We start from the raw sequence: 21,438 nt of genomic DNA, 5'->3' as shown, positions 1-21,438 counted from the left end.
CGGCGGGGTCGAAGTGCCCGCCCTGGAGACGGCGTTCACCAAGCTGGTCGGGGTCCGCCACCCGATCGTCCAGACCGGCATGGGGTGGGTGGCCGGGCCGCGGCTGGTGTCGGGGGCGGCGAACGCGGGGGCCCTGGGCATCCTGGCGTCGGCGACGATGACCCTGGAGCAGCTGCGGGCGGCCGTCCACGAGGTCAAGTCCCGTACGGACGCCCCCTTCGGGGTCAACCTGCGCGCGGACGCCGGGGACGCCGCCGAGCGCGCGCAGCTGATCATCGACGAGGGCGTGCGGGTGGCCTCCTTCGCGCTGGCCCCGTCGAAGGAGCTGATCTCCCGGCTCAAGGACGCGGGCTTGGTGGTGATCCCCTCCATCGGGGCGCGCCGGCACGCCGAGAAGGTCGCGGCCTGGGGCGCGGACGCGGTGATCGTGCAGGGCGGGGAGGGCGGCGGGCACACCGGGGACGTGGCCACGACGGTGCTGCTGCCGCAGGTGGTCGACGCGGTGGACGTCCCGGTGGTCGCGGCGGGCGGCTTCCACGACGGCCGCGGCCTGGTGGCGGCCCTGGCGTACGGGGCGGCGGGCGTCGCCATGGGCACCCGGTTCCTGCTGACCTCCGACTCGACCGTCCCGGACGCCGTCAAGGCGGAGTACCTGAAGGCGACGGTCAAGGACGTCACCGTCACCACCGCCGTGGACGGGCTCCCGCACCGGATGCTGCGCACGGAGCTGGTCGACGCGCTGGAACGGGCCGGGCGCACGAGGGCGCTGGCGCGGGCCGTGCGGCACGCGGCGGGGTTCCGGAAGCTGTCGGGCCTGTCCTGGTCGCGGATGGTGCGCGACGGCCTGGCCATGAAACACGGCAAGGACCTGTCCTGGAGCCAGGTCCTGCTCGCCGCCAACACCCCCATGCTCCTGAAGGCGTCCATGGTCGAGGGCCGTACGGACCTCGGTGTCATGGCATCCGGCCAGGTCGCGGGGGTGATCGAGGATCTGCCGTCGTGTGCGGAGCTCGTCGGCCGCGTCATGGCCGAGGCGCACGCGGTACTGCACACGCTCCGCGCCCTGCCACCGGCAGGGTGATCCCCCTTCTCCTCCACGGGAGTCGTCCCCATGAGCCGTGCCCGAATCCGTCTGGCGTCCACGGCGGCCGCCGTCGCACTCGCCGCCGTCGTCGCCCTTCCCGCCGCGGTACCCGCCGTCGCGGCACCCGGAGCGGGGGCCGCGGCCCTCCACCCCCTCCGGCAGCAGGCAACGGCGATCCGTCAGATCCCCCTCCAGGGCGCCGTCAACGTCCGTGACGTCGGCGGCTACCGCACGTACACCGGCGGCCAGGTCCGCCAGGGGCTGGTCTACCGCTCCGACGCACTGGGCAAGCTGACCCCGGCGGACATCACCACCGTCGCGGGTCTGGGCCTCACGAAGGCCGTCGACTTCCGCATCCCCATGGAGGTCCAGTACGACGGCGCCGACCGGCTGCCGCCCGGGCTGTCCGCCACCTCCCGCCCGGTCAGCGACCTGGGCCTGTACGCCACCCTGGTCGGCGCGATCGCCACCGGCGATCCCGTCCGGCAGGAGCAGATCCTGGGCGGCGGCCGGGCCGAGGCCTACATGCGGGACATCTACCGCACCTTCGTGAGCAGCCCCGAGAACCGGGCACAGTTCGCGGCGACGCTCCGGGAGATCGCGGACTCCGGCCAGGGCCCGCTGCTGTACCACTGCACGTCCGGCAAGGACCGCACCGGCTGGATGAGCTACGTGCTGCTGCGCGCGCTGGGCGTGCCGGAGGCGACGGCCGGGAGCGACTACCTGGCCTCGAACACCTTCCGGGGGGCCTACGACGCCCAGGTCCGGGCGGGCCTCAAGCAGTCGGGCCGGATGCAGAACCCCGACCTGCTGATCCCTCTCCAGGAGGTCCGCCAGGACTACCTGGACGCGGCGACCGCGCAGCTGGCGGCCGACTACGGCGGCTTCTACGGCTACCTGACGGACGGCCTGGGCCTGGACCTGCGGACGCTGGCGAAGCTCCAGGCCAAGATGGTCCGCTAGGCCGTGTTTTGGATCGGGGTTCCGGTCCACGCCCCGCGCCGTGATGATCATGGCGTGGGGCGAGGGACCTCTCTGATGAACAGTGGTCGGTGCTGCAGTCGTTGCTGGTCACAGCTGCTCAGCGGGGTGACAGCCCGCAATTCGAGCCGGTCCTCGAAGCGATCCGGGTACCCAAGCCGGGTGGTGGCCATCCCAGGCACAAACCACTACGGGTGCGTGGTGACAAGGCGTACTCTTCGCGCGCCAACCGTGCCTACCTGCGCAGACGCGGGATCGGCTGCACCATCGCCGAGCCGGCTGACCAGGTCCGCAACCGCAAGCGCCGCGGTCGTGCAGGGGGCCGGCCGCCGGCCTTCGACCGGGAGGACTACAAGGCCCGCCACGCGGTCGAGTGCGGGATCAGCCGGCTCAAGCAGCACCGGGCGGTGGCGACTCGATACGTCAAGCTCGCGCCTAGCTCGCGCCCGCCGCCTTCCATGTGTTCACGGTGGCGATCAGGGCGGGTTCGGGAGTAACAACGGAGTCCCGTGCCGAGCCAGGTCAGGCCACGGCGGGTAGTTCGGTGCGGGTGCGCTGGATGAGGTCGGCCACCTCAGGGTGGTTCTTCCAGGGGGCGAGGGCGCGGGTGACGTCGTGGAGGTAGCTGTGGGCTCGGCTGGAGTGGACGTTGCTGAGGATGGTCAGGGAGATGTTCGCAGCGGCGAGGCCTGGTTCGAGGTCGCGGGCCTGGAGGTGGCTGTTGGCGAGTACGGCCATGCGGATGCCGGTGGCGCGTGTGAAGCGGTCCGCTGGCATGGGCTGGGCGAGCTTGCTCCAGGCGAAGGCCCCTGCGGGGTCGGCGAGGTCGCGGTGCACTTCGGTGGCGTCCGTGGCGAGCCGGACGTGGGTCATGTAGGCGAGCCGTTCAGGGTCATGGCTGCCGAGGCGGATGGAGTCCAGCAGTTCCTGCGTCCGCCCGAGTGCGGCTTTCGCGGCTCGGTTGTTTGGGTCGCGGGCGAAATCCAACCCCATGGCAGGGGCACCTCCCAGGCGTGACGGTTGCTGCAGAGCTCACGCCACAGCAGCCAGCGCGCCCGTCGCCGGTACGGCACGGACGACGCGAAGGAGCCGGGCGGTGCGTGACGCACCTCCCGGCTCCTTCTGGTGTCGCTGCGGGTCAGACCGCCCGGCGGCGGCCCTGGCCGCCGGTGCCGACGCGGCTGCGCGCGGAGGCCGCGGCCGCGCCGCCGCCGGAGGAACCACCGGAGGTACGGCGGCCCTGACCGGCGGAGCCGGCGGTCGAGCCGGAGCCCTGGCCGCCCTGGCCGCGGCGGGACCGCTCGGAACCGGCGGAGGGGGCCTGCCCGGACGCGCCGGAGCCGGTGCGGGGCCCGCGGCCGCCGGACGCGGGGGCGCCGCCCGTGGCGGAGCCGGTGCGCGGACCGCCGGAGCGGCGGCGCGCGGAGCCCGAGCCGGAGCCGGAGCGCTGCTTCGGCGGGGTCGCGACCGGCACCTCCAGCACCACGGGGATGCCCGAGGGCTCCCGGGCGCCGGTCAGGCGGGACAGCTCCTCGTCGGAGGACTTGATCTGCGCGGTGCGCGGGGTGATCCCGGCGTCCGACATCAGGCGGGTCATGTCGCGCTTCTGGTCGGGCAGGACCAGGGTGACGACGCTGCCGGACTCGCCGGCGCGGGCGGTACGGCCGCCGCGGTGCAGGTAGTCCTTGTGGTCGGTGGGCGGGTCCACGTTGACGACGAGGTCGAGGTCGTCGATGTGGATGCCGCGCGCGGCCACGTTGGTGGCGACCAGCGCGGTGACCTCGCCCGTCTTGAACCAGTCGAGGGTGCGGTTGCGCTGCGGCTGCGAGCGTCCACCGTGCAGGCCGGAGGCGCGGACGCCGTCGGCCAGCAGCTTCTTGACCATGCGGTCCACGCCGCGCTTGGTGTCGACGAACATGATCACCCGGCCGTCGCGTGCGGCTATGCGGGTGGCCACTGCCTTCTTGTCGGTCTCGTCCATGACGTACAGGACGTGGTGCTCCATCGTGCTGACCGCGCCGGCGGACGGGTCGACGGAGAAGGCCACCGGGTCGGTGAGGAACATCTTGACGAGCTTGTCGATGTTCTTGTCGAGGGTCGCCGAGAACAGCATGGTCTGGCCGCCGGGCTCGACCTGCTTGAGCAGGGCGGTGACCTGCGGCATGAAGCCCATGTCGGTCATCTGGTCGGCCTCGTCGAGGACCGTGACGGCGACCTGGGAGAGGTCGGCGTCGCCTCGGTCGATGAGGTCCTTGAGGCGGCCGGGGGTGGCGACGAGCACCTCGGCGCCGCGGCGCAGGGCGCCGGACTGCCGGTTGATCGACATGCCGCCGACGACGGTGGCGATGCGCAGGTTGACGGCCGTGGCGTAGGGGGCCAGGGCGTCGGTGACCTGCTGCGCGAGCTCGCGGGTCGGTACGAGGACCAGCGCGAGCGGCGCCTTCGGCTGCGCGCGGCGGCCGGCGGTGCGGGAGAGCAGGGCCAGGCCGAAGGCCAGCGTCTTGCCGGAGCCGGTGCGGCCGCGGCCGAGCAGGTCACGGCCGACGAGGGAGTTCGGCAGCGTGGCGGCCTGGATGGGGAACGGCTCGGTCACACCCTGGGCGGCGAGGGTCTTCAGCAGCGCCTCGGGCATGCCCATGTCCTCGAACGCGGCCACCGGCGGGAGGGCCGGGGTCAGCGGTTCGGGCATGGTGAATTCTTGCGGCCGGGCAACGGGGGCGGACTTCTGCCGCCCCGCGCCAGCCTTCGGACGTCCCTGGGCCGCACCTCGGCCCCGGGTGGGGCGGCGGCTGGGTCGTGCGGAGCTGGAGCTGGTCATGCGGAAAAAGCCCTCCTGAAACCGGCAGGTGCGAAACAGCGGTCGAAACAGCAGACAAGCCGGGGCCCGCACCTCGCGGCGCGGACCCCGGCATGCTGAAGAACTTAGGCGGGGAGGATGTTCTCCGCCTGGGGGCCCTTCTGGCCCTGCGTGACGTCGAAGGTCACGCGCTGACCCTCGGTGAGCTCACGGAAGCCCTGGGTGGCGATGTTCGAGTAGTGGGCGAAGACGTCCGGGCCGCCACCGTCCTGCTCGATGAAGCCGAAGCCCTTTTCCGAGTTGAACCACTTCACGGTACCGTTAGCCATTTGAATCTCCTGAATAGGCGGCAAGGGCCCCATCCGGAGATTCCGGTAAAAACAATTAAAGCGCCTGTCGGAGCATTCCCGTCAGGCGCACATAAAGTTCATGGGTACCACAACTGCAACGCCTCAAAGCTAGCACACCTCGCCGGGGGAGCGCCTCCGTCGCCGCGGAACCTTCTGGCGACGGCGGGCGGATCTTGGTTCACTGCGCGCATGACAGCGATCAGGGAGCCCTGGGGGCTCAGTGTGCTCGGCGCGGGCAGTGTGACCGCGGAACCCCGTTTCGCCGAGATCGACCTGGCGGTGGACGCCCTCGCGGCGACGCCGAAGGAGTCCTACGCCGAGGCGGCCAGGGTGGTGACGCAGCTGCGCGCCGCCCTGCGGGAGCACGGCATACCGGACGCCGACGTCTCCGGCTCCCGGCTGCGCCTGACGTCGCAGCACTCCGGCTACGGCGTGGACCGGGTCTTCAAGGGGTACGGCTGCGAGGCGACGTACACGGTGCGGACACACACCCTCGACGGGCTCGAAGTGCTGGTCGACGACCTGGTCACCGCGGGCGTGAACCGGGTCGACGACGTGCGCTTCGAGGTGGAGGACAAGCCCGCGATGCGCGACGAGGCGCGGCGGCAGGCCGTCGCGGCCGCCCGCCGCAAGGCCGGGGTCTACGCCGAGGCCTGCGGGGTCCGGCTGGGTGCCGTGATCCACATCCAGGACGTGGACCCGGAATCGGTGGGCGGGCACAGTCACGGGCGGCGTACGGGCGGGGACCCGGAGTACGACGGGGCGCTCGCCCCGGGATCGGTCCGGGTCGAGGCGGCCGTGCTGCTCGGGTTCGCGCTGCTGCCGTAGCGGGGGCGGGCCCGGGCCTCACGGCCCCGGCCCCCCGGTTCCCGGCCCCTGGCGGGCGTCAGAGGCGTTCGATGATGGTGACGTTGGCCTGGCCGCCGCCCTCGCACATGGTCTGGAGGCCGAAGCGGCCGCCCGTGCGCTCCAGTTCGTGCAGGAGGGTGGTCATCAGCTTGACGCCCGTCGCGCCCAGCGGGTGGCCCAGGGCGATGGCGCCGCCGTTGACGTTCACCCGGTCGGGGTCGGCTCCCGTCTCCTTCAGCCAGGCCAGGACCACCGGGGCGAAGGCCTCGTTGATCTCCACCAGGTCGATGTCGGAGAGGGTCAGGCCCGTCTTCTTCAGGGCGTGCGCGGTCGCGGGGATCGGGGCCGACAGCATCCGGATCGGGTCCTCGCCGCGGACGGACAGGTGATGGACGCGGGCCCGGGGGGTGAGGCCGTGTTCGGCGACCGCCCGCTCGGAGGCGATCAGCATCGCCGCCGCCCCGTCGGAGACCTGGGAGGAGACGGCCGCGGTGATGGTGCCGCCCTCGACGACGGGCCGCAGGCCGGCCATCTTCTCCAGGCTGGTGTCCCGGCGCGGGCCCTCGTCCACGCGCACGTCCCCGTAGGCGACGGTCTCGCGCTCGAAGCGGCCCTCGTCGATGGCCCGCAGGGCCCGCCGGTGGGAGCGCAGGGCGAACTCCTCCATGTCGCGCCGGGAGATCCCCCACTTCTCGGCGATCAGCTGCGCCCCGTGGAACTGGTTGACGGGGGCGTCCCCGTAGCGGGCGCGCCAGCCCGCCGATCCCGCGTAGGGGCCCTCGGTGAATCCCAGGGGTTCGGCGGCCTGCCGGGAGGCGAAGGCGATGGGGATCATCGACATGTTCTGGGTGCCGCCCGCGACCACCAGGTCCTGGGTGCCGGACAGGACGCCCTGCGCCGCGAAGTGGACGGCCTGCTGGGAGGAGCCGCACTGGCGGTCGACGGTGACGCCCGGCACCTCCTCGGGCAGTCCGGCCGCCAGCCAGGCGGTGCGCGCGATGTCACCGGCCTGCGGGCCGACGGTGTCGAGGCAGCCGAAGACCACGTCCTCGACGGCGGCCGGGTCGATCCCGGTCCGCTCGACCAGCGCCTTCAGGACGTGGGCGCCGAGGTCGGCGGGGTGCACGGCGGACAGGCCGCCGCCCCTTCGGCCCACGGGGGTGCGTACGGCGTCGACTATGTAGGCCTCGGGCATCGGGACTCCTCCGGTGGTTTACGTGCGTACGGCGATCCCGTCCAGCACCATCGACAGGTACTGGCGGGCGATCTCCTCGGGGCTGTGCTGTCCGCCGGGCCGGTACCAGGAGGCGGCGACCCACACCGTGTCGCGGACGAAGCGGTAGGTGAGGCGGATGTCGAGGTCGGCCCGGAAGACCCGGGCGGCGACCCCGCGCTCCAGCGTGCCGAGCCACGCCTTCTCGAACTTGACCTGCGAGTCGGAGAGGTAGTGGAAGCGGGGCTGGGCGGACAGGGTCCGCGCTTCCTTCTGGTAGATGGCGACGGCGGCACGGTGCCGGTCGATCTCCCGGAAGGACTCGGTGACGAGGGCCTCGATGGTCTCCCTGGGGCCGAGGCCGGCGGCCAGGACGGTGTCGTAGCCCGCCCACAGCTCGTTCAGGAAGGCCGAGAGGATCTCGTCGAGCATCGATTCCTTGGAATCGAAGTGGTAGTAGAGGCTGCCGGCGAGCATCCCGGCGGCGTCGGCGATCTTGCGGACGGTGGTCGCGTTGTAGCCCTGGGCCGCGAAGACCTCGGCTGCGGTGTCGAGGAGTTCGCGTCGGCGCTCGGGTGAGGCCGTCACCTGCGGCTTCTTCTTGTTCGTTGGCACGGGCCCATTCTGCGGCTACGCGTGCTGGCTGCTGACCGAGACCGTCTCGCCCGTCATGTAGGACGAGTATCCGCAGGCCAGGAAGACGATGACGTTGGCGATCTCCCAGGGCTCGGCGTACCGGCCGAAGGCCTCGCGGGCGGTGAGTTCGGTGAGCAGCTCCTCGCTGGTGACCTTCACCAGGTGGGGGTGCATGGCCAGGCTGGGCGCGACCGCGTTGACCCGTACGCCGAAGCCCGCGGCCTCCAGCGCCGCGCAGCGGGTCAGGGCCATCACCCCGGCCTTGGCGGCGGCGTAGTGGGCCTGGCCGGTCTGTGCGCGCCAGCCGATGACGGAGGCGTTGTTGACGACGACCCCGCCGCGGCCGGCGGCCTTGAGGGAGCGCAGGGCGGCGCGGGTGCAGCGGAAGGTGCCGTTCAGGGTGACGTCGAGGACGCGGGACCATTGTTCGTCGGTCATGTCGACGAGGTCGGCGGTGCCGCCGAGCCCGGCGTTGTTGACGATGACGTCGAGGCCGCCGTGGAGCTCCTCGGCGCGGGCGAAGAGGGCCTGGACCTGGTCCTCGTCGGTGACGTCGCAGGGCAGGGAGGAGACGCGGTCCGCGCCGAACTCGGCGGCGAGGGCCTGCTCGGTCTCCTTCAGCCGGCGGGCGTGGGCGTCGCCGATGAGGATGCGGGCGCCCTCCTCCAGGAAGCGGCGGGCGGTGGCGCCGCCGATGCCGGCCCCGGCGGCGGCGGTGATGACGGCGGTGCGGCCCGCCAGCAGGTCGTGGGCGGGGACGTACGCGGGCGCGGTCATGTCCGTGCCTCCTTGGGAAGGCCGAGGATCCGCTCGGCGACGATGGTGCGCTGGATCTCGTCGGAGCCCGCGTAGATCGTGTCGGCGCGGGAGAAGAGGAAGAGCCTCTGCCAGTCGTCGAGGTCGTACGGGTCCCCGTGCGCTCCGGCCGCGAGGAGGGAGGCGGCGCCGCGCACGTCCATGGCGAGTTCGCCGAGGTCGCGGTGCCAGCGGGCCCAGTACAGCTTGGCCAGGGAGGGTGCGGTGCCGGGGCTCAGGGCGGTGGCGCGCATGGTCTCCAGGCCGATCCAGGCGCGGACGAGGCGGTCGCGGACCAGGGGGTCGGCGAGGGCGCCGTTGCGTGCGGCCAGTGCGGCGAGGTTCTCCAGTTCGCGGCGGAAGCCGACCTGCTGGCCGAGGGTGGAGACGCCGCGCTCGTAGCCGAGGGTGGCCATGGCGACGGCCCAGCCGTCGCCGGGTGCGCCGACGACGTGGGCGGCGTCGGTGCGGGCGCCGTCGAAGAAGACCTCGTTGAACTCGGAGGTGCCGGTGAGCTGGACGATGGGCCGGATCTCGATTCCGGGCCGGTCCAGGGGGACCAGGAGGTAGGACAGGCCGGCGTGGCGCCGGGAGCCGGGGGTGGTGCGGGCGAGGACGAAGCACCACTGGGACTCGTGGGCGAGGGAGGTCCAGATCTTCTGGCCGTCCACCACCCACTCCCCCTCGTGCAGCCGGGCGCGGGTGCGGACGCCTGCGAGGTCGGAGCCGGCGTCGGGCTCGCTGTAGCCCTGGCACCACAGCTCGCGCACCTCCCGGATGGCCGGGAGGAAACGGGCCTTCTGCTCCTCGGTGCCGTGGGCGATGAGGGTGGGGCCGAGGAGCTGTTCGCCGATGTGGCCCACGCGGGCGGGGGCGTCGGCGAGGGCGTACTCCTCGTGGAAGGCGATCTGCTCCTCGGTGCTCGCGCCGCGGCCCCCGTAGCGCTCGGGCCAGCCGAGGCAGGTCCAGCCGTGGGCGGCCATGTGGCGTTCCCAGGCGAGGCGTTCGGCGAACGCCTCGTGTTCGCGGCCCGGTCCGCCGCGGCCCTTGAGGGCGGCGAACTCACCGGTGAGGTGGGCCCGTAGCCAACTCCGAACCCCGGTGCGGAACTCCTCGACGCTGCTCATGGCCGTACGTTAACCTACCAAACACTTGTTAGGGAAGGATGTCCGCATGCCCGACGCCACCGACGCCACACCGGTGCTGTACGAGCGGCGCGGCCCCGTCGCGTACGTGACGATGAACCGCCCCCGCTACCGCAACGCGCAGAACAGCGCGATGACCTACGCCCTGGACGACGCCTTCTACCGGGCCTCCGACGACCCGGGGGTGAAGGTGGTGGTGCTGGCCGGGGCCGGGGAACACTTCTCCGCGGGCCACGACATCGGCACCCCGCAGCGCGACGCGCACCTGCCCTTCGAACGGCGGGCCGGCCTGTGGTGGGACCACTCGGCCCGGCCGGGCGCCGAGTCCCGCTTCGCCCGGGAGTCGGAGGTCTACCTGGGGATGTGCCGGCGCTGGCGGGAACTGCCCAAGCCGGTGATCGCCTCCGTGCGGGGGGCCTGCGTGGCGGGCGGCCTGATGCTGGCCTGGGTGTGCGACCTGATCGTGGCGAGCGAGGACGCCTTCTTCGCGGATCCGGTGGTGCGGATGGGCATCCCCGGGGTCGAGTACTTCGCGCACCCGTGGGCGATGCCCCCGCGGATCGCGAAGGAGTTCCTCTACACCGGCGACCGGATGCCCGCCCGGCGGGCGTACGAGGTCGGGATGGTCAACCGGGTCGTGGCCCCGGCCGAACTGGCCGCCGAGACCGCCCGGCTGGCCCTGCGGATCGCCGAGATGCCCCCCTTCGGGCTGGCCCTGACCAAACGGGCCGTCAACCAGGCCGAGGACCTCCAGGGGATGCACGGCGGCATGGACTCGGTCTTCGGACTGCACCACCTGGCGCACGCCCACAACGCCGAGACGGCGGCGGACTCGCTCGGCGGCATGGACGTGGCCGCCATGAAGGAGGCGAACGGCTGATGGACCTGACCGAGACGGCGGAGGTGGCGGCCTTCCGGGCCGAGGCGCGGGCCTGGCTGACCGCACACGTACCGCGGCGGCCCCTCCCCTCGCTGGAGACCGCGCAGGGCTTCGAGGCCCACCGGGAGTGGGAGGCGCGGATGGCCGCGGACCGCTGGTCGGTGGTGTCCTGGCCCGAGGAGTACGGCGGCCGGGGCGTGGACCTCGAACGGTGGCTGGTCTTCGAGGAGGAGTACTGGGCGGCGGGCGCGCCGGGCCGGGTCTCGCAGAACGGCATCAACCTCCTCGCCCCGACCCTCTTCGACCACGCGAGCCCCGCCCAGCGGGCCCGGGTGCTGCCCTCCATGGCGAGCGGCGAGGTGATCTGGGCGCAGGCCTGGTCCGAGCCGGAGTCGGGCTCCGACCTGGCCTCGCTGAGGTCCCGGGCCGAGCGCACGGAGGGCGGCTGGCTGCTGTCGGGGCAGAAGACCTGGTCCTCGCGGGCCGCGTTCGCGGACCGGGCCTTCGGCATCTTCCGCACGGATCCCGGTGCGGACCGGCCCCACCGGGGGCTCACGTACCTGATGTTCGGCCTGCGGGAGCCGGGGGTGACGGTGCGGCCCATCGGCCGGCTCGACGGCAAGCCCGCCTTCGCCGAACTCTTCCTCGACCGGGTCTTCGTACCCGACGAGGACGTGATCGGGGAGCCGGGCCAGGGCTGGCGGATCGCGATGGCGACGACGGGCAACGAGCGCGGGCTGACCCTGCGCTCCCCAGGCCGGTTCCTGGCCGCCGCCGACCGGCTCCTGGCCCTGTGGCGGGAGCGGGGCGACCCGGCGGACACGGCCCTGCGCGACCGGGTCGCGGACGCGGTGGTCGGCGCGCGCGCCTACGAGCTGTTCACCCGGGCCGGCGCCTCCCGCTTCGCGGCGGGCACCGCGATCGGCGCCGAGTCCAGCCTGAACAAGGTGTTCTGGTCCGAGTACGACATGGCCCTGCACGAGACGGCCCTGGACCTGCTGGGCCCGGAGGCCGAGCTGGCGGACGGCGAGTGGGCCGAGCCGTGGGTCTTCTCCCTGGCCGGGCCGATCTACGCGGGCACCAACGAGATCCAGCGCGACATCATCGCCGAGCGGCTGCTCGGCCTCCCGAAGGGCCGCCGCTGATGCGATTCCTGCCGACCCCCGAACAGGACGACTTCACCCGTACGCTGCGCTCCCTGCTCGGCGCCGCCGAGGTGCCCGCGGCCGTACGGGCCTGGGCCGCCGGGGACCACGGACGGGGGCTCGCCCTGTGGTCGCGGCTCGCGGACACGGGGCTGTTCGCGCTGGCCGTGCCGGAGGCGTACGAGGGGCTGGGCCCGCTCCCGGTGGAACTGGCCCTCGGCTTCGTGGAGCTGGGCCGGGCCGGCGTCCCGGGGCCGGCCGTGGAGAGCGCGGCGGTCTCGGCGCTGCTGGCCCGCCTGGGGGACGAGGCACTGGCGAAACGCTTCCTCCCGGGGCTGGCGGCGGGTACGGCCCCGGCCACGCTGACCCTGCCGGGCGGCTCCCCGTACGCCCTGGACGCGGACGCGGCCACCTGGCACTTCACCGTCTCGGCGGCGGGGGAACTGCGCCTGGCCCCGGCCGGTACCACCGTCGCCCCGCTGGCCTCCCTCGACCCGGCCCGCAGGCTCGGGGCCCCGGCGGACGGCGGGGAACTCCTCGCGGCGGGCCCGGCCGTCACGGCCGCCGCGGAGGCGGCCCTGCGGTGGGCGCGGCTGCTGACGGCGGCCCAGTGCCTGGGCGTCGGCGAGGCTCTGCTCGGGCGGACCGTCGAATACGTGAAGCAGCGCACCCAGTTCGGGACGCCGATCGGCTCCTTCCAGGCGGTCAGGCACCGGCTGGCGGACACCCTGCTGGGCCTGGAGTTCACCCGGCCGCTGCTGTGGGCGGCGGCGCTGTCCCTGGAGCCGGGCGAGGTCGCGGCGGCGAAGCTCACCGCGGGCGGGGCGGCGTACGCGGCCGCGCTGACCGCGCTGCAGCTGCACGGGGCCGTCGGCTACACCGAGGAGCTGGACCTGTCGCTGTGGCTGCGCAAGGCCCGGCCGCTGCGGGACGCCTGGGGCACGCCCGCCCAGTGCCGGGCGCAGGTGCTTCAGTCCCGGGAGCGGTAGTACGTCACCACCACGGTGTTCACCAGCACCAGGCCGGCGAACCACGCGGCCTGCGTGCGCATCCCCAGCCCGAGGAGGGCGAGGGCCGCGGACCCGAACACGACGGCCTTCACCGCGAGTACGGCCGGCAGCGGGACCCGGTAGCGGGCGCGCGGCGCGGCGAAGGCCCCCCACAGGGCGGCCGCGGCGCCCGCCACCACCGCCCCGATCAGCGCGCCGACGACGAGGCGGCCGCCCCAGTCGTAGCCCCAGATGGCGAGCGCGAGGAGGGCGGCGACCTCCAGGACGAACGCGAGGAGTTCGTTGGCATGCCGGAACGCGCGGTGGGCCGCGGAGGCTGCCGTCATCACGGGTTCCGGGCGAGGTGCAGGGCGACGGTGTAGGGCTCCTCCACCGTCCCGTCCGGGAAGAGCCCCTCCAGCCGGGCGCGCTCGGCGTCCATGAACGCGCGGGTGCCCGCCTCGCCGAGCAGCAGGAAGGCCGAGTGGCTGGAGAGGTTGGCGAGGTGGGCGTCGAGGGGGATCCGGCGCGACCAGGCGACGGTGCGGGTGGCGAATCCGGAGCCGATGCCCTGCGGGAGGGTACGGAACCGGGTGTCGCCGTCCGCCTCGAAGAACGCGCGGATCCGCGCGCCCTGTTCGGCGACCCAGGGGACGGACTCGTCTGTGTCGTTCCACCAGATGGCGAGCGCGCCGCCGGGCCGCAGGACGCGGCGGGCCTCCGGGACGGCGCGGGCGGGGTCGGTCCAGTGCCAGGCCTGGGCGTACGTGACGAGGTCGAAGGCGCCGGTGGACAGGGGCAGTCGGTCCCCGTCGCCGCGGACGACCGGGATGCCCGGGTGCGCCCGCCGGAACTCCGCGGCCATCCCGTCCCCGGGCTCGACGGCGACCACCTCGGCCCCGCGCCGGCGCATCGGTCCGGTCCCGAGGCCGGTCCCGGCCCCCACGTCGGCCACCCGGGCCCCGGCGAGCGGCCGGCCGGACAGCTCCTCGACGGCGTCGTACAGCGCTTCGGGATACCCGGGGCGATGGGCCGCGTAGAGCGCGGCGGCCGCGTCGAAGGAACGGGCGCGTGTCGTCATGCGCCCATTGTTTGCGATCCCCCTCCCCCTGACCAGCCCTTTCCTCCCGCCCGCGAGCAGCCGGAGCCCGTGCGGGGTTCCGGTTCCCGGGTACGGATCAGGGGTCTTTCCATGACGGATCGGGTGATGCACGATTTTCCCGACTTTGTAATCACATTGCCCGTCGTTTACGGTGTCGGAGGCGCGGGACGAACCGCGTCCGGATTCGCGGGAGGTGATCAGCGTGCCTATTGGCAGTAGTCCCATGGCGTATACGCCACCGATCCCGCTCGACGCGCTGCGCTAGTCGCGCCTCTTTATCTCCATCCGACTTATCCCGATCCGACACCGCATCGGCGCGCCTCGGCACGCCCGCCGGTGTCCGGGGTGCGCGGGTCGATATGCGCCGCGTCCCCCGAATTTCTCAGCGAACACATTCACCAGACGTCTACCGCCGAATCACGTCCGCGATCCGCCGGATCATGACGGGCGCGCACCGAGTGCCGTCCGGGACGTGCCGTGACGGAAGGAATGCCATGACCAACATGACGCCGACAACCCCCGACAACACCCTCATGCCGGCCGAAACGGTGGAGGAGCACGCCCAGAAGGTGGATCTGCTCCGCGAGATCAACAGGGAGATCCGCGGGCTGAACCAGGAAATGGAAGACATCCGGGAAATCACCGAGGACCAGCTGAAGGTCACCGTGGAAACCCGGAGGGTGAGCGCCTGGACGGCGATAGCCGTCGTACCCGGCGCCCTGGCGTCGCTCTACGGCTCCAATTTCGAGCACATGCCCGAGCTGCAGTTCAAGTACGGCTGGCCGATTTTCCTCGCCGCGCTGGCGTCCACCGCACTGGCCACCTACTTCGCGGTCAAGCGCAAGGGCTGGCTGTAGGCGGCCCGCCGCCGACCGAAGGAAGGGCAATCACATGTCGGACCATTCCATGCGCCACGGCCCGGCCGGGCTCACGCCGAAAGACCTCGACGCGTACTCGAACGAAGAACTGCGCGAATTCCTCCAGGGAGTCCGCCGGTACCGGAAGGAATTGGTACTGCTCCACCGGAAGTCGGTGGATCTCTACGAGGGGAGCAGGGTCGCCCGGAAGGTGAGCTCGTGGCTCGTGGTGTTCATGATCCCCACGCTGCTGGGCGGCATCTACTCGGCCAACTTCCACCAGCCCGAGACCGCGCTCGTCTGGGCCTGGCCCGCCTTCCTCGCCGCGGTCGCGGGCTCGGGGATCGCCATCTTCACCCACCTGCGGCGCAGGGGCTGCATCTAGCGGAAGCAAGGATCCATGACCCGCAACACAGGGCGGGGCGGCGCGGGGGGCCGCCCCCGCCCCCGCCGCACCGCACGCATCGCCGTCCCCTCGCTCCTCCTCGCCGTGGCCCTGCTCTTCCCGCGGCTGCTGCCCAACAGACCGGGCAACCTCGGCAGTCTGGCCGAGACGGCCCTGCCGTGGTTCGCCGTCGCGATAGCGGTCCTCCTCCTGTGGGCGGCGGCGCGTGGCACACGGGCGGGGATGGCGGCGGCCCTGGTGCCCCTCGCGGCCTGGTGCTACCTCTTCGTCCCCACCCTGACGGCGCCGCCCCGCGCGGGGCTCGGCGACTTCAAGGCCCTGTCCTTCAACGTCGGCGGGGCCCGCACCACCCCCGAGGCCGTCGCCCGGGAGGTGATCGCCACCGGCGCCGATCTCGTCGCCCTGGAGAAGGTCCCCCTGGGGGCCGTCCCCGCGTACGAGAAGGCACTCGCCGCGGCGTACCCCCACCACACCACCCGCAACACCCTCGGCCTGTGGTCACGCCACCCGCTGCGCGAGGTGGAGGCACTGGATCTGGGCGGCCCCTGGCCACACGCGATCCGGGCCGTCGCCGGCACCCCCGGCGGGGACACCGCCGTCTACACGGTGCGCCTGCCCTCCGTACGGGTCCGGGCGGCCGAGGGCTTCGCCATCGGGCCCCGCGACGCGGCCGCTGCCCATTTGGCCGACCGCATCGCCAGGGATCCGGCCCCCCGCATGATGCTGCTCGGCGACCTCAACGGCAGCCTGGACGACCGGGGCCTGGCCCCGCTCACCCGGCAGCTGGAGCCCGCACAGGAACACGCGGGCAAGGGCTTCGGGTTCACCTGGCCCGCCCCCTTCCCCGTGGTCCGGATCGACCACGTGCTCCTGCGCGGCCTGGAGGCCACCACCGCCAGCGTCCTGCCCGACCTGGGCAGCGACCACCGGCCCGTCCTCACCGAGGTGAGACGCACGGCCTGACGGGGGTCCGCCCCACGCGGGCCGGTCCGTCGCCGTCGGGGGCCATACGCTCCCGCCGGACTCGTGGACCGGATCCGGCGGACGTACCGTGGACGGGAAGAAGCGACGCGGACGTCCGGCCGCTTCCACGACGGGGCCGCCGCTCACCGGGGATCCTCCCGACGGCCGCCCGTCGTGTCCGTGGCGCCCGCCCCCGGCGGAACCGGACCGGGCGGCGCCGCCGCCCCTCACCGTCCCCGGCGCACCGAGCCCTCGCGCACCTCACGGAGTCCCGGGGGCTCCTCGCCGACCCCTTCCGATGGAGGGCCCTTCCCATGCGGACCACCACACGAATACGCCGTCTCTGCGCCGCCGCCTGCGCGGCTCCCCTGCTGGTACTCGCCGGAGCCGCCGCCGGAGCCGCGACCGCCGCCGCCCCCGCCGCCGTGACCGCCACACCGGGCGAGATCCTGCAGCTGGTCAACGCCGAGCGCGCCAAGGCCGGCTGCCCCGCCCTGAAGGAGAACGCGCAACTCGCCAAGGCCGCCCAGACCTTCGCGGACGACGCCGCCAAGAACAACCTGACCTCCCACACCGGTTCCGACGGCTCCTCCGCCCAACAGCGGATCAAGGACGCGGGCTACGAGGCGCGCATGTACGGGGAGAACATGTTCAACGGCAGCACCGACGCCGAGGCCGCCGTGGACTGGTGGACGGGCAGCGCGAGCCACCACGCCACCATGATCAACTGCGCGTTCGTCGACACCGGTGTCGGCGTCAGCGGCAATTACGCGGTGCAGGTCTTCGCGACGCCGTCCTGACGCCGTTCCCGCCCTGCGCCGCGGACGGCCTATCCGCGGCGCAGGGAGAGGCGCATGAGGGTGGCCGTCTGGAAGAGGAGGAGGACGGCGGTGGCCGCCCGGGCGGCCCACCGGTCGGGCCCGGCCCCCGGCCCTTCGTACGCCGCCCAGGCCGCCGCACCCGCCAGGGCCACGCCCACCGCCACGGCGGCGACGAGGAAGCGTCCAGCGAACTCCGCCGACGTGCCCTGGGGGACGGCGGAGCCGAGGACGAACACCCCGAGCAGGACCGGGATCCAGGGTGCTCCGGAGTCGCGCAGCAGGAAGGCGGCGCCCGCCTCCACGGCGAGGAGCAGGCAGGCGCGCAGGAGGAAGCCAGGCATGGACACATCATGCCGGGGAATCCGGTGCGCGCCCGCCCCCGGCCCGCATGGGATCCACCGCAAGGGCGGGGTCGTGGTACAGAGGTCGTTGCACCCCCCTGCAAGGGGGAACACGCCGGTTCGAATCCGGCCGCCCCGCCCCCTCTTCCCTCTACGGCGTCGCCGCCAGCCAGGCCGCCGCGCCCGCGAGCGCCGCCCGTCCGGCCGGCAGCGGCAGGCCCAGGAAGCCGTGGAAGACCCCCGGGTAGAGGCGGACCTCGCAGTCGGCCCCCGCCTCCCCCAGCCGGCGGGCGTACGCCAGCCCCTCGTCCCGCAGCAGGTCGCAGTCGGCGAGGAGGACCAGCGTGCGCGGCAGTGCGGCCAGCGCCTCCCGGCCGGCCCGCAGCGGCGAGACGTGCGGGTGCGCGGGATCGCCCCCGTACCGGCCCCAGTACCAGGCCATGTGCGCGGCGGTGTGGAAGTGGTCCCGGCCGTACGTGGTCACCGACGCGGAGCCCATCGAGGCGTCCAGCGGCGGGTACGCCAGCAGTTGCCCGGCTGCCAGTCCGGGTGCGCGCAGCGCGGTGACGGCGGCCAGGTTGCCGCCGCTGGAGTCCCCCGCGACCACCACCCGCCCCGGGTCGCAGCCCAGCGCCCCGGCTTCGGCCCGCGCCCACAGCAGGACGGTGAGGGCGTCGTCGCAGGCGGCGGGCCAGGGGTGTTCGGGGGCCAGCCGGTAGTCGGCGGAGACGACCACCGCCCCGGAGGCGGCGGCCAGCTTCCGGCAGAGGGCGTCGTGCGTGTCCAGCCCGCACATCACCCAGCCGCCGCCGTGGAAGTACACGGCGAGCGGCCGGCCGGCGGCTCCCGGCGCGGGGTCGTAGATCCGCACCGGGACCCCGCCCGCGTCGGCGTCGCGCACCGAGGCGACCTCGGGTCCGGGCGGGCCGGGCACGGCCGCCGCCCGCAGGGCGTTCACGTCCCCGGGTCCGGGGAAGGCCGCCGCCATCGCGTCGCACAGCCCCCGCGCGGCGGGGGAGAGTCGCCCGCTCATCCGGCCGTCATCCCCCCGTCGACCGCGAACTCGGTTCCCGTCACGTACGAGGAGGCGTCCGAGCACAGGAACAGCACCAGCTCCCCGACCTCCCGGGGCCGCCCCATCCGGCCCAGCGGCACGTGCGACCAGTCCCTTCCGGCGACCGCATCGGCCACCATCGGGGTGTCGATGGCCCCCGGGTGGACGGAGTTGACCCGGATCCCGTCCCCGGCCAGGTCGAGCGCGGCGGACCGGGTCAGCCCGCGCAGGGCGAACTTGGTGGACCCGTAGGCCGCGTTGCCCGGTATGCCGACCAGGCCCGCCGTGGAGGAGATGTTGACGATCGAGCCGCCGCCGGCCGCCCGCAGCACGGGCGCGACGGCCTGGATGCCGAGGAAGGGCCCGAGCAGGTTGACCCGCAGCAGTTCCTCGAAGCCCTGCGCGCTCTGCTCCTCCACGTGCGCGGTGCGCCACAGGGCGGCGTTGTTGACGAGCGCCGAGACGGTCCCGAAGGCGGCCACGGCCTCCCGCACCACCCGCGCCCAACCGTCCGCGTCGGCCACGTCGTGCCGTACGGGGAGCGCGCGGTCCCCCAGCGCGGCGGCGACCGCCCGTACCTCCTCCTCGCGGACGTCGGTGACGACGACCCGCGCTCCGGCCTCCGCGCACAGCCGGGCCTCCTCGGCGCCCTGGCCGCGCCCGGCGCCGGTGATCACGACGACCTTCCCGTCGAGGGAGATCACGGCTCAGCCCTCCAGTTCCAGGGCGCGGAAGTGCGGTATGACCTTCTCGCCCCACTGGCGGATGGTCTCCATGCAGGCCTCCTGCGGGACGGTGCCCATCTGGATCAGGCACATGACCTCGTCGACGCCGATCTCGCGCAGCTGCTCGACGTAGGCGATGGCCGTCCCGGCGCTGCCGTAGGCGTGGTCGGCGTTGTAGGTGCCGGTGTCGACCGGGCGGGCGGGGATGTTCGCCTCGTGCAGCCGGGCGACGAGCTCCTCGCGGCCCCGGTCGAGGGCGCCCACGTGGTCCTCGTCCTCGGCGTAGCCCGTCGGGGCGGGCGCGTTGCCGTACCAGTGGGCGATGGACTCGGCGAAGAAGCGCTGCCCGCGCGTGCCCAGGCGCAGCGCGCGCTCGGCGTCGTCGAGGACGATCGTGGGGCAGAGGGCGGAAAGGTGGTCGTTGACCCGGTCCGAGACGAGGCGCTCGCCGGTGCGGGTGGCGATGGCCTCGTCGTAGACCTTGCGCATGGCGCGGACGTCATCGGCGCCGGCGAAGCCCATCACCAGCGCTCCGATGCCCAGTTCGGCGGCGAGCTTGAGGGTGTCGTGCTTGGAGCAGGCCATGAACAGGGGCGGGTGCGGGTCCTGCACCGGGCGGGGCAGGACCGCGCCGGGGCCGATGTCGAGCGACCCGTGCCATTCGAACTCCGGCTCCCGCCAGGCGGCGGAGAAGATCCGCAGCGCCTCCTCCATCTGCGGATAGGTGTCCTCGGGGTTCACCCCGTACATGGACATCTCCTGGCGGGTGGCCCCTCGCCCGGCGCCGATGTCGACGCGGCCGCCGGAGAGCACGTCGAGCATGGCGGCCCGCTCGGCGACGCGCACCGGGTGCTGGTAGGCGAAGGGCATGGTGACCACGCCGTGGCCGATACGGATCTTCCGCGTCCGGGCGGCGACCCAGGTCAGGAAGATCTCGGAGGCACTCATGTGCGCGTACCGGGTCAGGGAGTGGTGTTCCACGGCCCAGATCCGGTCGAAGCCCATCTCCTCGGCGAACACGGCCTGTTCGACGCAGTCGTGGATGACCTGGCGTTCGCGTTCGGGGGTGGGGTCGACGAGCTGCGCCTCGAAGATCATCGAGAACTTCACGGTGCGGTCCCTCCATCCAGCTGTGGGGCGGGTACGGGCAGGTATTTCTATTAGGAATACTTCTAGCAGTCATACCGTGCAGGGGGAAGGGCATCGCGGGGACCGGCCATAGACTGCGCTGCGTGGCAGACGAGACGAACGCGCGCACGCTCCCGGCGACCAGCTGGGCGGTGCTCGGCCTGCTCTCCTTCGGTGAGGAGCTGTCGGGCTACGACCTGAAGAAGTGGTCGGACTGGTCGCTGCGCTTCTTCTACTGGAGCCCGTCCTTCAGCCAGATCTACAGCGAGCTCAAGCGGCTGGAGAAAGCCGGCTACGCCTCCTCGCGGATGGTCGCCCAGGACACCGGCACCCGCGACAAGCGCGTGTACCGGATCACCGACGAGGGCATGGCCGCCGTACGGGAATGGGCGCGCGAGGCGCCGGTCGACCCCCCGGTCCTCAAGCACGGGCCGATGCTGCGGCTGTGGCTGGGCCACCTGCTGGAGCCGGAGCAGATGCGTGACGTCCTGCTCCAGCACCAGGAGTTCGCGGAACGGATGCGCCGCCGCGCGGTGGCGGACGTGGAGGGCGCCCAGGACGAGGCCGCATGGGCCTACCCCACGCTCACCCTCAAGTGGGCGGAGCGGTACTACGCCTCCGAGCGCGACCTGGCCGCCGCCATGCTCGCGGACATCGAGGCGCTCGCCCCGGCCCCGGCACCGGAGTCCGGCACCCGCCCGTAGGCGCGCCGGAAGTAGAGCAGCGGCGCGCCGTCACGGTGCACCGCCGCGGCGGTGACGCGGCCGAGCGCGATGGCGTGGTCGCCGCCGTCCAGCACGTCCTCCAGGACGCACTCGACGGTGGCGAGCACCCCGTCGAGCAGCGGCGCCCCGGCCGCGCCCGCGCGCCAGGGGACGCCGGCGAACTTGTCGCCGCCCGTCACGGCGAAGCGGCGGCACAGCTCCAGCTGGTCGGCCGCCAGGACGTTGACGGCGAAGGCGCCCGCGGCCCGGATCCCCGGCCAGGTGGTGGAGGTGCGGGCCGGACAGAAGCAGACCAGCGGCGGGTCCAGGGAGACGGAAGAGAAGGACTGCACGGCCATCCCGACGGGGCGGCCGTCGCTCCCGCGCGCCGTGATGACGGCGACGCCGGTGCAGAAGCCCGACAGGACCGACTTCAGGTCGGCGGGGGCAGGGGTGTGGGTCGACACGGGAAA

Annotated in this window: 25 protein-coding genes, 1 tRNA gene and 1 pseudogene; 13 read left to right on the top strand and 14 right to left on the bottom strand. The window is 73.2% G+C overall.

The window, feature by feature from the left end:
* Positions 1-22 precede the first annotated feature (22 nt).
* From ACEPPI_RS15500 to ACEPPI_RS15490, 3 genes and pseudogenes are all read left to right on the top strand, one after another.
* A complete protein-coding gene (locus ACEPPI_RS15500; protein WP_373915829.1) occupies positions 23-1,081 on the top strand; it encodes an NAD(P)H-dependent flavin oxidoreductase in 1,059 nt (352 codons plus the stop codon).
* Positions 1,082-1,111: 30 nt separating this feature from the next.
* The gene (locus ACEPPI_RS15495) at positions 1,112-2,047 is read left to right on the top strand and encodes a tyrosine-protein phosphatase (protein ID WP_373915798.1); all 936 of its coding nucleotides are present in this window, start codon (positions 1,112-1,114) and stop codon (positions 2,045-2,047) included.
* A 98-nt stretch (positions 2,048-2,145) separates the two neighbouring features.
* Positions 2,146-2,562, top strand: a pseudogene (locus ACEPPI_RS15490) (transposase); the annotation flags it as partial.
* A 25-nt stretch (positions 2,563-2,587) separates the two neighbouring features.
* Here ACEPPI_RS15490 and ACEPPI_RS15485 read toward each other — a convergent pair.
* The 3 genes from ACEPPI_RS15485 to ACEPPI_RS15475 form a co-directional block, all read right to left on the bottom strand.
* Entirely contained in the window at positions 2,588-3,058 is a 471-nt protein-coding gene (locus tag ACEPPI_RS15485) for a hypothetical protein (protein ID WP_373915797.1), read from the bottom strand.
* A gap of 145 nt (positions 3,059-3,203) precedes the next feature.
* On the bottom strand, positions 3,204-4,883 hold the full coding sequence (locus ACEPPI_RS15480; RefSeq protein ID WP_373915796.1) for a DEAD/DEAH box helicase: 1,680 nt from the start codon (positions 4,881-4,883) through the stop codon (positions 3,204-3,206).
* Positions 4,884-4,987: 104 nt separating this feature from the next.
* Complete coding sequence (locus tag ACEPPI_RS15475; protein ID WP_007263537.1) at positions 4,988-5,191, bottom strand: cold-shock protein; 204 nt, start codon at positions 5,189-5,191, stop codon at positions 4,988-4,990.
* A gap of 210 nt (positions 5,192-5,401) precedes the next feature.
* Here ACEPPI_RS15475 and ACEPPI_RS15470 point away from each other — a divergent pair, with 210 nt between their 5' ends.
* On the top strand, positions 5,402-6,040 hold the full coding sequence (locus tag ACEPPI_RS15470) for an SIMPL domain-containing protein (protein ID WP_373915795.1): 639 nt from the start codon (positions 5,402-5,404) through the stop codon (positions 6,038-6,040).
* Positions 6,041-6,098: 58 nt separating this feature from the next.
* On the opposite strand, the gene ACEPPI_RS15465 is transcribed toward ACEPPI_RS15470, so the two are convergent.
* Genes ACEPPI_RS15465 through ACEPPI_RS15450 form a run of 4 tightly spaced genes read right to left on the bottom strand, consistent with a single transcriptional unit; the run spans position 6,099 to position 9,832 of the window.
* On the bottom strand, positions 6,099-7,256 hold the full coding sequence (locus tag ACEPPI_RS15465) for an acetyl-CoA C-acetyltransferase (RefSeq protein ID WP_356214172.1): 1,158 nt from the start codon (positions 7,254-7,256) through the stop codon (positions 6,099-6,101).
* Positions 7,257-7,274: 18 nt separating this feature from the next.
* The gene (locus ACEPPI_RS15460; RefSeq protein WP_030228252.1) at positions 7,275-7,889 is read right to left on the bottom strand and encodes a TetR/AcrR family transcriptional regulator; all 615 of its coding nucleotides are present in this window, start codon (positions 7,887-7,889) and stop codon (positions 7,275-7,277) included.
* 15 nt (positions 7,890-7,904) lie between these two features.
* The gene (locus ACEPPI_RS15455) at positions 7,905-8,687 is read right to left on the bottom strand and encodes an SDR family oxidoreductase (RefSeq protein WP_373915794.1); all 783 of its coding nucleotides are present in this window, start codon (positions 8,685-8,687) and stop codon (positions 7,905-7,907) included.
* Positions 8,684-9,832: an acyl-CoA dehydrogenase family protein gene (locus ACEPPI_RS15450; RefSeq protein ID WP_373915793.1), complete on the bottom strand. Its 1,149-nt coding sequence runs from the start codon at positions 9,830-9,832 to the stop codon at positions 8,684-8,686. Before ACEPPI_RS15450 ends, ACEPPI_RS15455 begins: the two co-directional genes overlap by 4 nt.
* A 46-nt stretch (positions 9,833-9,878) precedes the next feature.
* Between ACEPPI_RS15450 and ACEPPI_RS15445 the strand changes: the two genes are divergently transcribed.
* The 3 genes from ACEPPI_RS15445 to ACEPPI_RS15435 are packed head-to-tail and all read left to right on the top strand — an operon-like array spanning position 9,879 to position 12,864.
* Positions 9,879-10,730, top strand: a complete 852-nt coding sequence (locus ACEPPI_RS15445; RefSeq protein WP_373915792.1) for an enoyl-CoA hydratase — start codon at positions 9,879-9,881, stop codon at positions 10,728-10,730.
* The gene (locus ACEPPI_RS15440) at positions 10,730-11,875 is read left to right on the top strand and encodes an acyl-CoA dehydrogenase family protein (RefSeq protein WP_373915791.1); all 1,146 of its coding nucleotides are present in this window, start codon (positions 10,730-10,732) and stop codon (positions 11,873-11,875) included. The genes ACEPPI_RS15445 and ACEPPI_RS15440 overlap by 1 nt, the downstream gene beginning before the upstream one ends.
* Positions 11,875-12,864 (top strand): acyl-CoA dehydrogenase family protein, encoded by a 990-nt coding sequence (locus ACEPPI_RS15435; protein WP_373915790.1) that lies wholly within the window; start codon positions 11,875-11,877, stop codon positions 12,862-12,864. The genes ACEPPI_RS15440 and ACEPPI_RS15435 overlap by 1 nt, the downstream gene beginning before the upstream one ends.
* On the opposite strand, the gene ACEPPI_RS15430 is transcribed toward ACEPPI_RS15435, so the two are convergent.
* Together ACEPPI_RS15430 and ACEPPI_RS15425 are read right to left on the bottom strand one after the other, a co-directional pair.
* Positions 12,846-13,211, bottom strand: a complete 366-nt coding sequence (locus ACEPPI_RS15430) for a YrdB family protein (protein WP_373915789.1) — start codon at positions 13,209-13,211, stop codon at positions 12,846-12,848. The genes ACEPPI_RS15435 and ACEPPI_RS15430 overlap by 19 nt on opposite strands.
* A complete protein-coding gene (locus ACEPPI_RS15425; RefSeq protein WP_373915788.1) occupies positions 13,211-13,945 on the bottom strand; it encodes a class I SAM-dependent methyltransferase in 735 nt (244 codons plus the stop codon). The genes ACEPPI_RS15430 and ACEPPI_RS15425 overlap by 1 nt, the downstream gene beginning before the upstream one ends.
* Positions 13,946-14,469: 524 nt before the next feature.
* Between ACEPPI_RS15425 and ACEPPI_RS15420 the strand changes: the two genes are divergently transcribed.
* The 4 genes from ACEPPI_RS15420 to ACEPPI_RS15405 all read left to right on the top strand — a co-directional run bounded on the left by ACEPPI_RS15420 (position 14,470) and on the right by ACEPPI_RS15405 (position 16,992).
* The gene (locus tag ACEPPI_RS15420) at positions 14,470-14,823 is read left to right on the top strand and encodes a CorA family divalent cation transporter (RefSeq protein WP_373915787.1); all 354 of its coding nucleotides are present in this window, start codon (positions 14,470-14,472) and stop codon (positions 14,821-14,823) included.
* A 34-nt stretch (positions 14,824-14,857) separates the two neighbouring features.
* Complete coding sequence (locus ACEPPI_RS15415; RefSeq protein ID WP_373915786.1) at positions 14,858-15,208, top strand: CorA family divalent cation transporter; 351 nt, start codon at positions 14,858-14,860, stop codon at positions 15,206-15,208.
* A 15-nt stretch (positions 15,209-15,223) separates the two neighbouring features.
* A complete protein-coding gene (locus ACEPPI_RS15410; protein WP_373915785.1) occupies positions 15,224-16,192 on the top strand; it encodes an endonuclease/exonuclease/phosphatase family protein in 969 nt (322 codons plus the stop codon).
* A gap of 314 nt (positions 16,193-16,506) precedes the next feature.
* Positions 16,507-16,992 (top strand): CAP domain-containing protein, encoded by a 486-nt coding sequence (locus ACEPPI_RS15405; RefSeq protein ID WP_373915784.1) that lies wholly within the window; start codon positions 16,507-16,509, stop codon positions 16,990-16,992.
* A gap of 29 nt (positions 16,993-17,021) precedes the next feature.
* On the opposite strand, the gene ACEPPI_RS15400 is transcribed toward ACEPPI_RS15405, so the two are convergent.
* Positions 17,022-17,354: a hypothetical protein gene (locus tag ACEPPI_RS15400; RefSeq protein WP_373915783.1), complete on the bottom strand. Its 333-nt coding sequence runs from the start codon at positions 17,352-17,354 to the stop codon at positions 17,022-17,024.
* A gap of 65 nt (positions 17,355-17,419) precedes the next feature.
* Between ACEPPI_RS15400 and ACEPPI_RS15395 the strand changes: the two genes are divergently transcribed.
* Positions 17,420-17,494, top strand: a tRNA-Cys gene (locus ACEPPI_RS15395).
* Positions 17,495-17,505: 11 nt separating this feature from the next.
* On the opposite strand, the gene ACEPPI_RS15390 is transcribed toward ACEPPI_RS15395, so the two are convergent.
* The 3 genes from ACEPPI_RS15390 to ACEPPI_RS15380 are packed head-to-tail and all read right to left on the bottom strand — an operon-like array spanning position 17,506 to position 20,243.
* Positions 17,506-18,387, bottom strand: coding sequence for an alpha/beta hydrolase (locus ACEPPI_RS15390; RefSeq protein WP_373915781.1), 882 nt, complete (start codon positions 18,385-18,387; stop codon positions 17,506-17,508).
* Positions 18,384-19,112, bottom strand: coding sequence for an SDR family NAD(P)-dependent oxidoreductase (locus tag ACEPPI_RS15385; RefSeq protein WP_373915780.1), 729 nt, complete (start codon positions 19,110-19,112; stop codon positions 18,384-18,386). Before ACEPPI_RS15385 ends, ACEPPI_RS15390 begins: the two co-directional genes overlap by 4 nt.
* A gap of 3 nt (positions 19,113-19,115) precedes the next feature.
* Positions 19,116-20,243: an LLM class flavin-dependent oxidoreductase gene (locus tag ACEPPI_RS15380; protein WP_373915779.1), complete on the bottom strand. Its 1,128-nt coding sequence runs from the start codon at positions 20,241-20,243 to the stop codon at positions 19,116-19,118.
* Positions 20,244-20,365: 122 nt separating this feature from the next.
* Between ACEPPI_RS15380 and ACEPPI_RS15375 the strand changes: the two genes are divergently transcribed.
* Positions 20,366-20,965 carry a PadR family transcriptional regulator gene (locus ACEPPI_RS15375; RefSeq protein ID WP_373915778.1) on the top strand — a complete coding sequence of 200 codons (600 nt, stop codon included), beginning with the start codon at positions 20,366-20,368 and terminating at the stop codon, positions 20,963-20,965.
* Here ACEPPI_RS15375 and ACEPPI_RS15370 read toward each other — a convergent pair.
* Positions 20,872-21,432, bottom strand: coding sequence for a flavin reductase family protein (locus ACEPPI_RS15370; RefSeq protein ID WP_373915777.1), 561 nt, complete (start codon positions 21,430-21,432; stop codon positions 20,872-20,874). The two genes, ACEPPI_RS15375 and ACEPPI_RS15370, sit on opposite strands and share 94 nt — an antisense overlap.
* Positions 21,433-21,438 lie beyond the last annotated feature (6 nt).

Source organism: Streptomyces sp. AB3(2024) (assembly GCF_041862025.1).
GTDB lineage: Bacteria > Actinomycetota > Actinomycetes > Streptomycetales > Streptomycetaceae > Streptomyces.
Note: the sequence above shows the minus strand (reverse complement) of the source record. Positions and strands in the feature narration are given on the sequence as shown.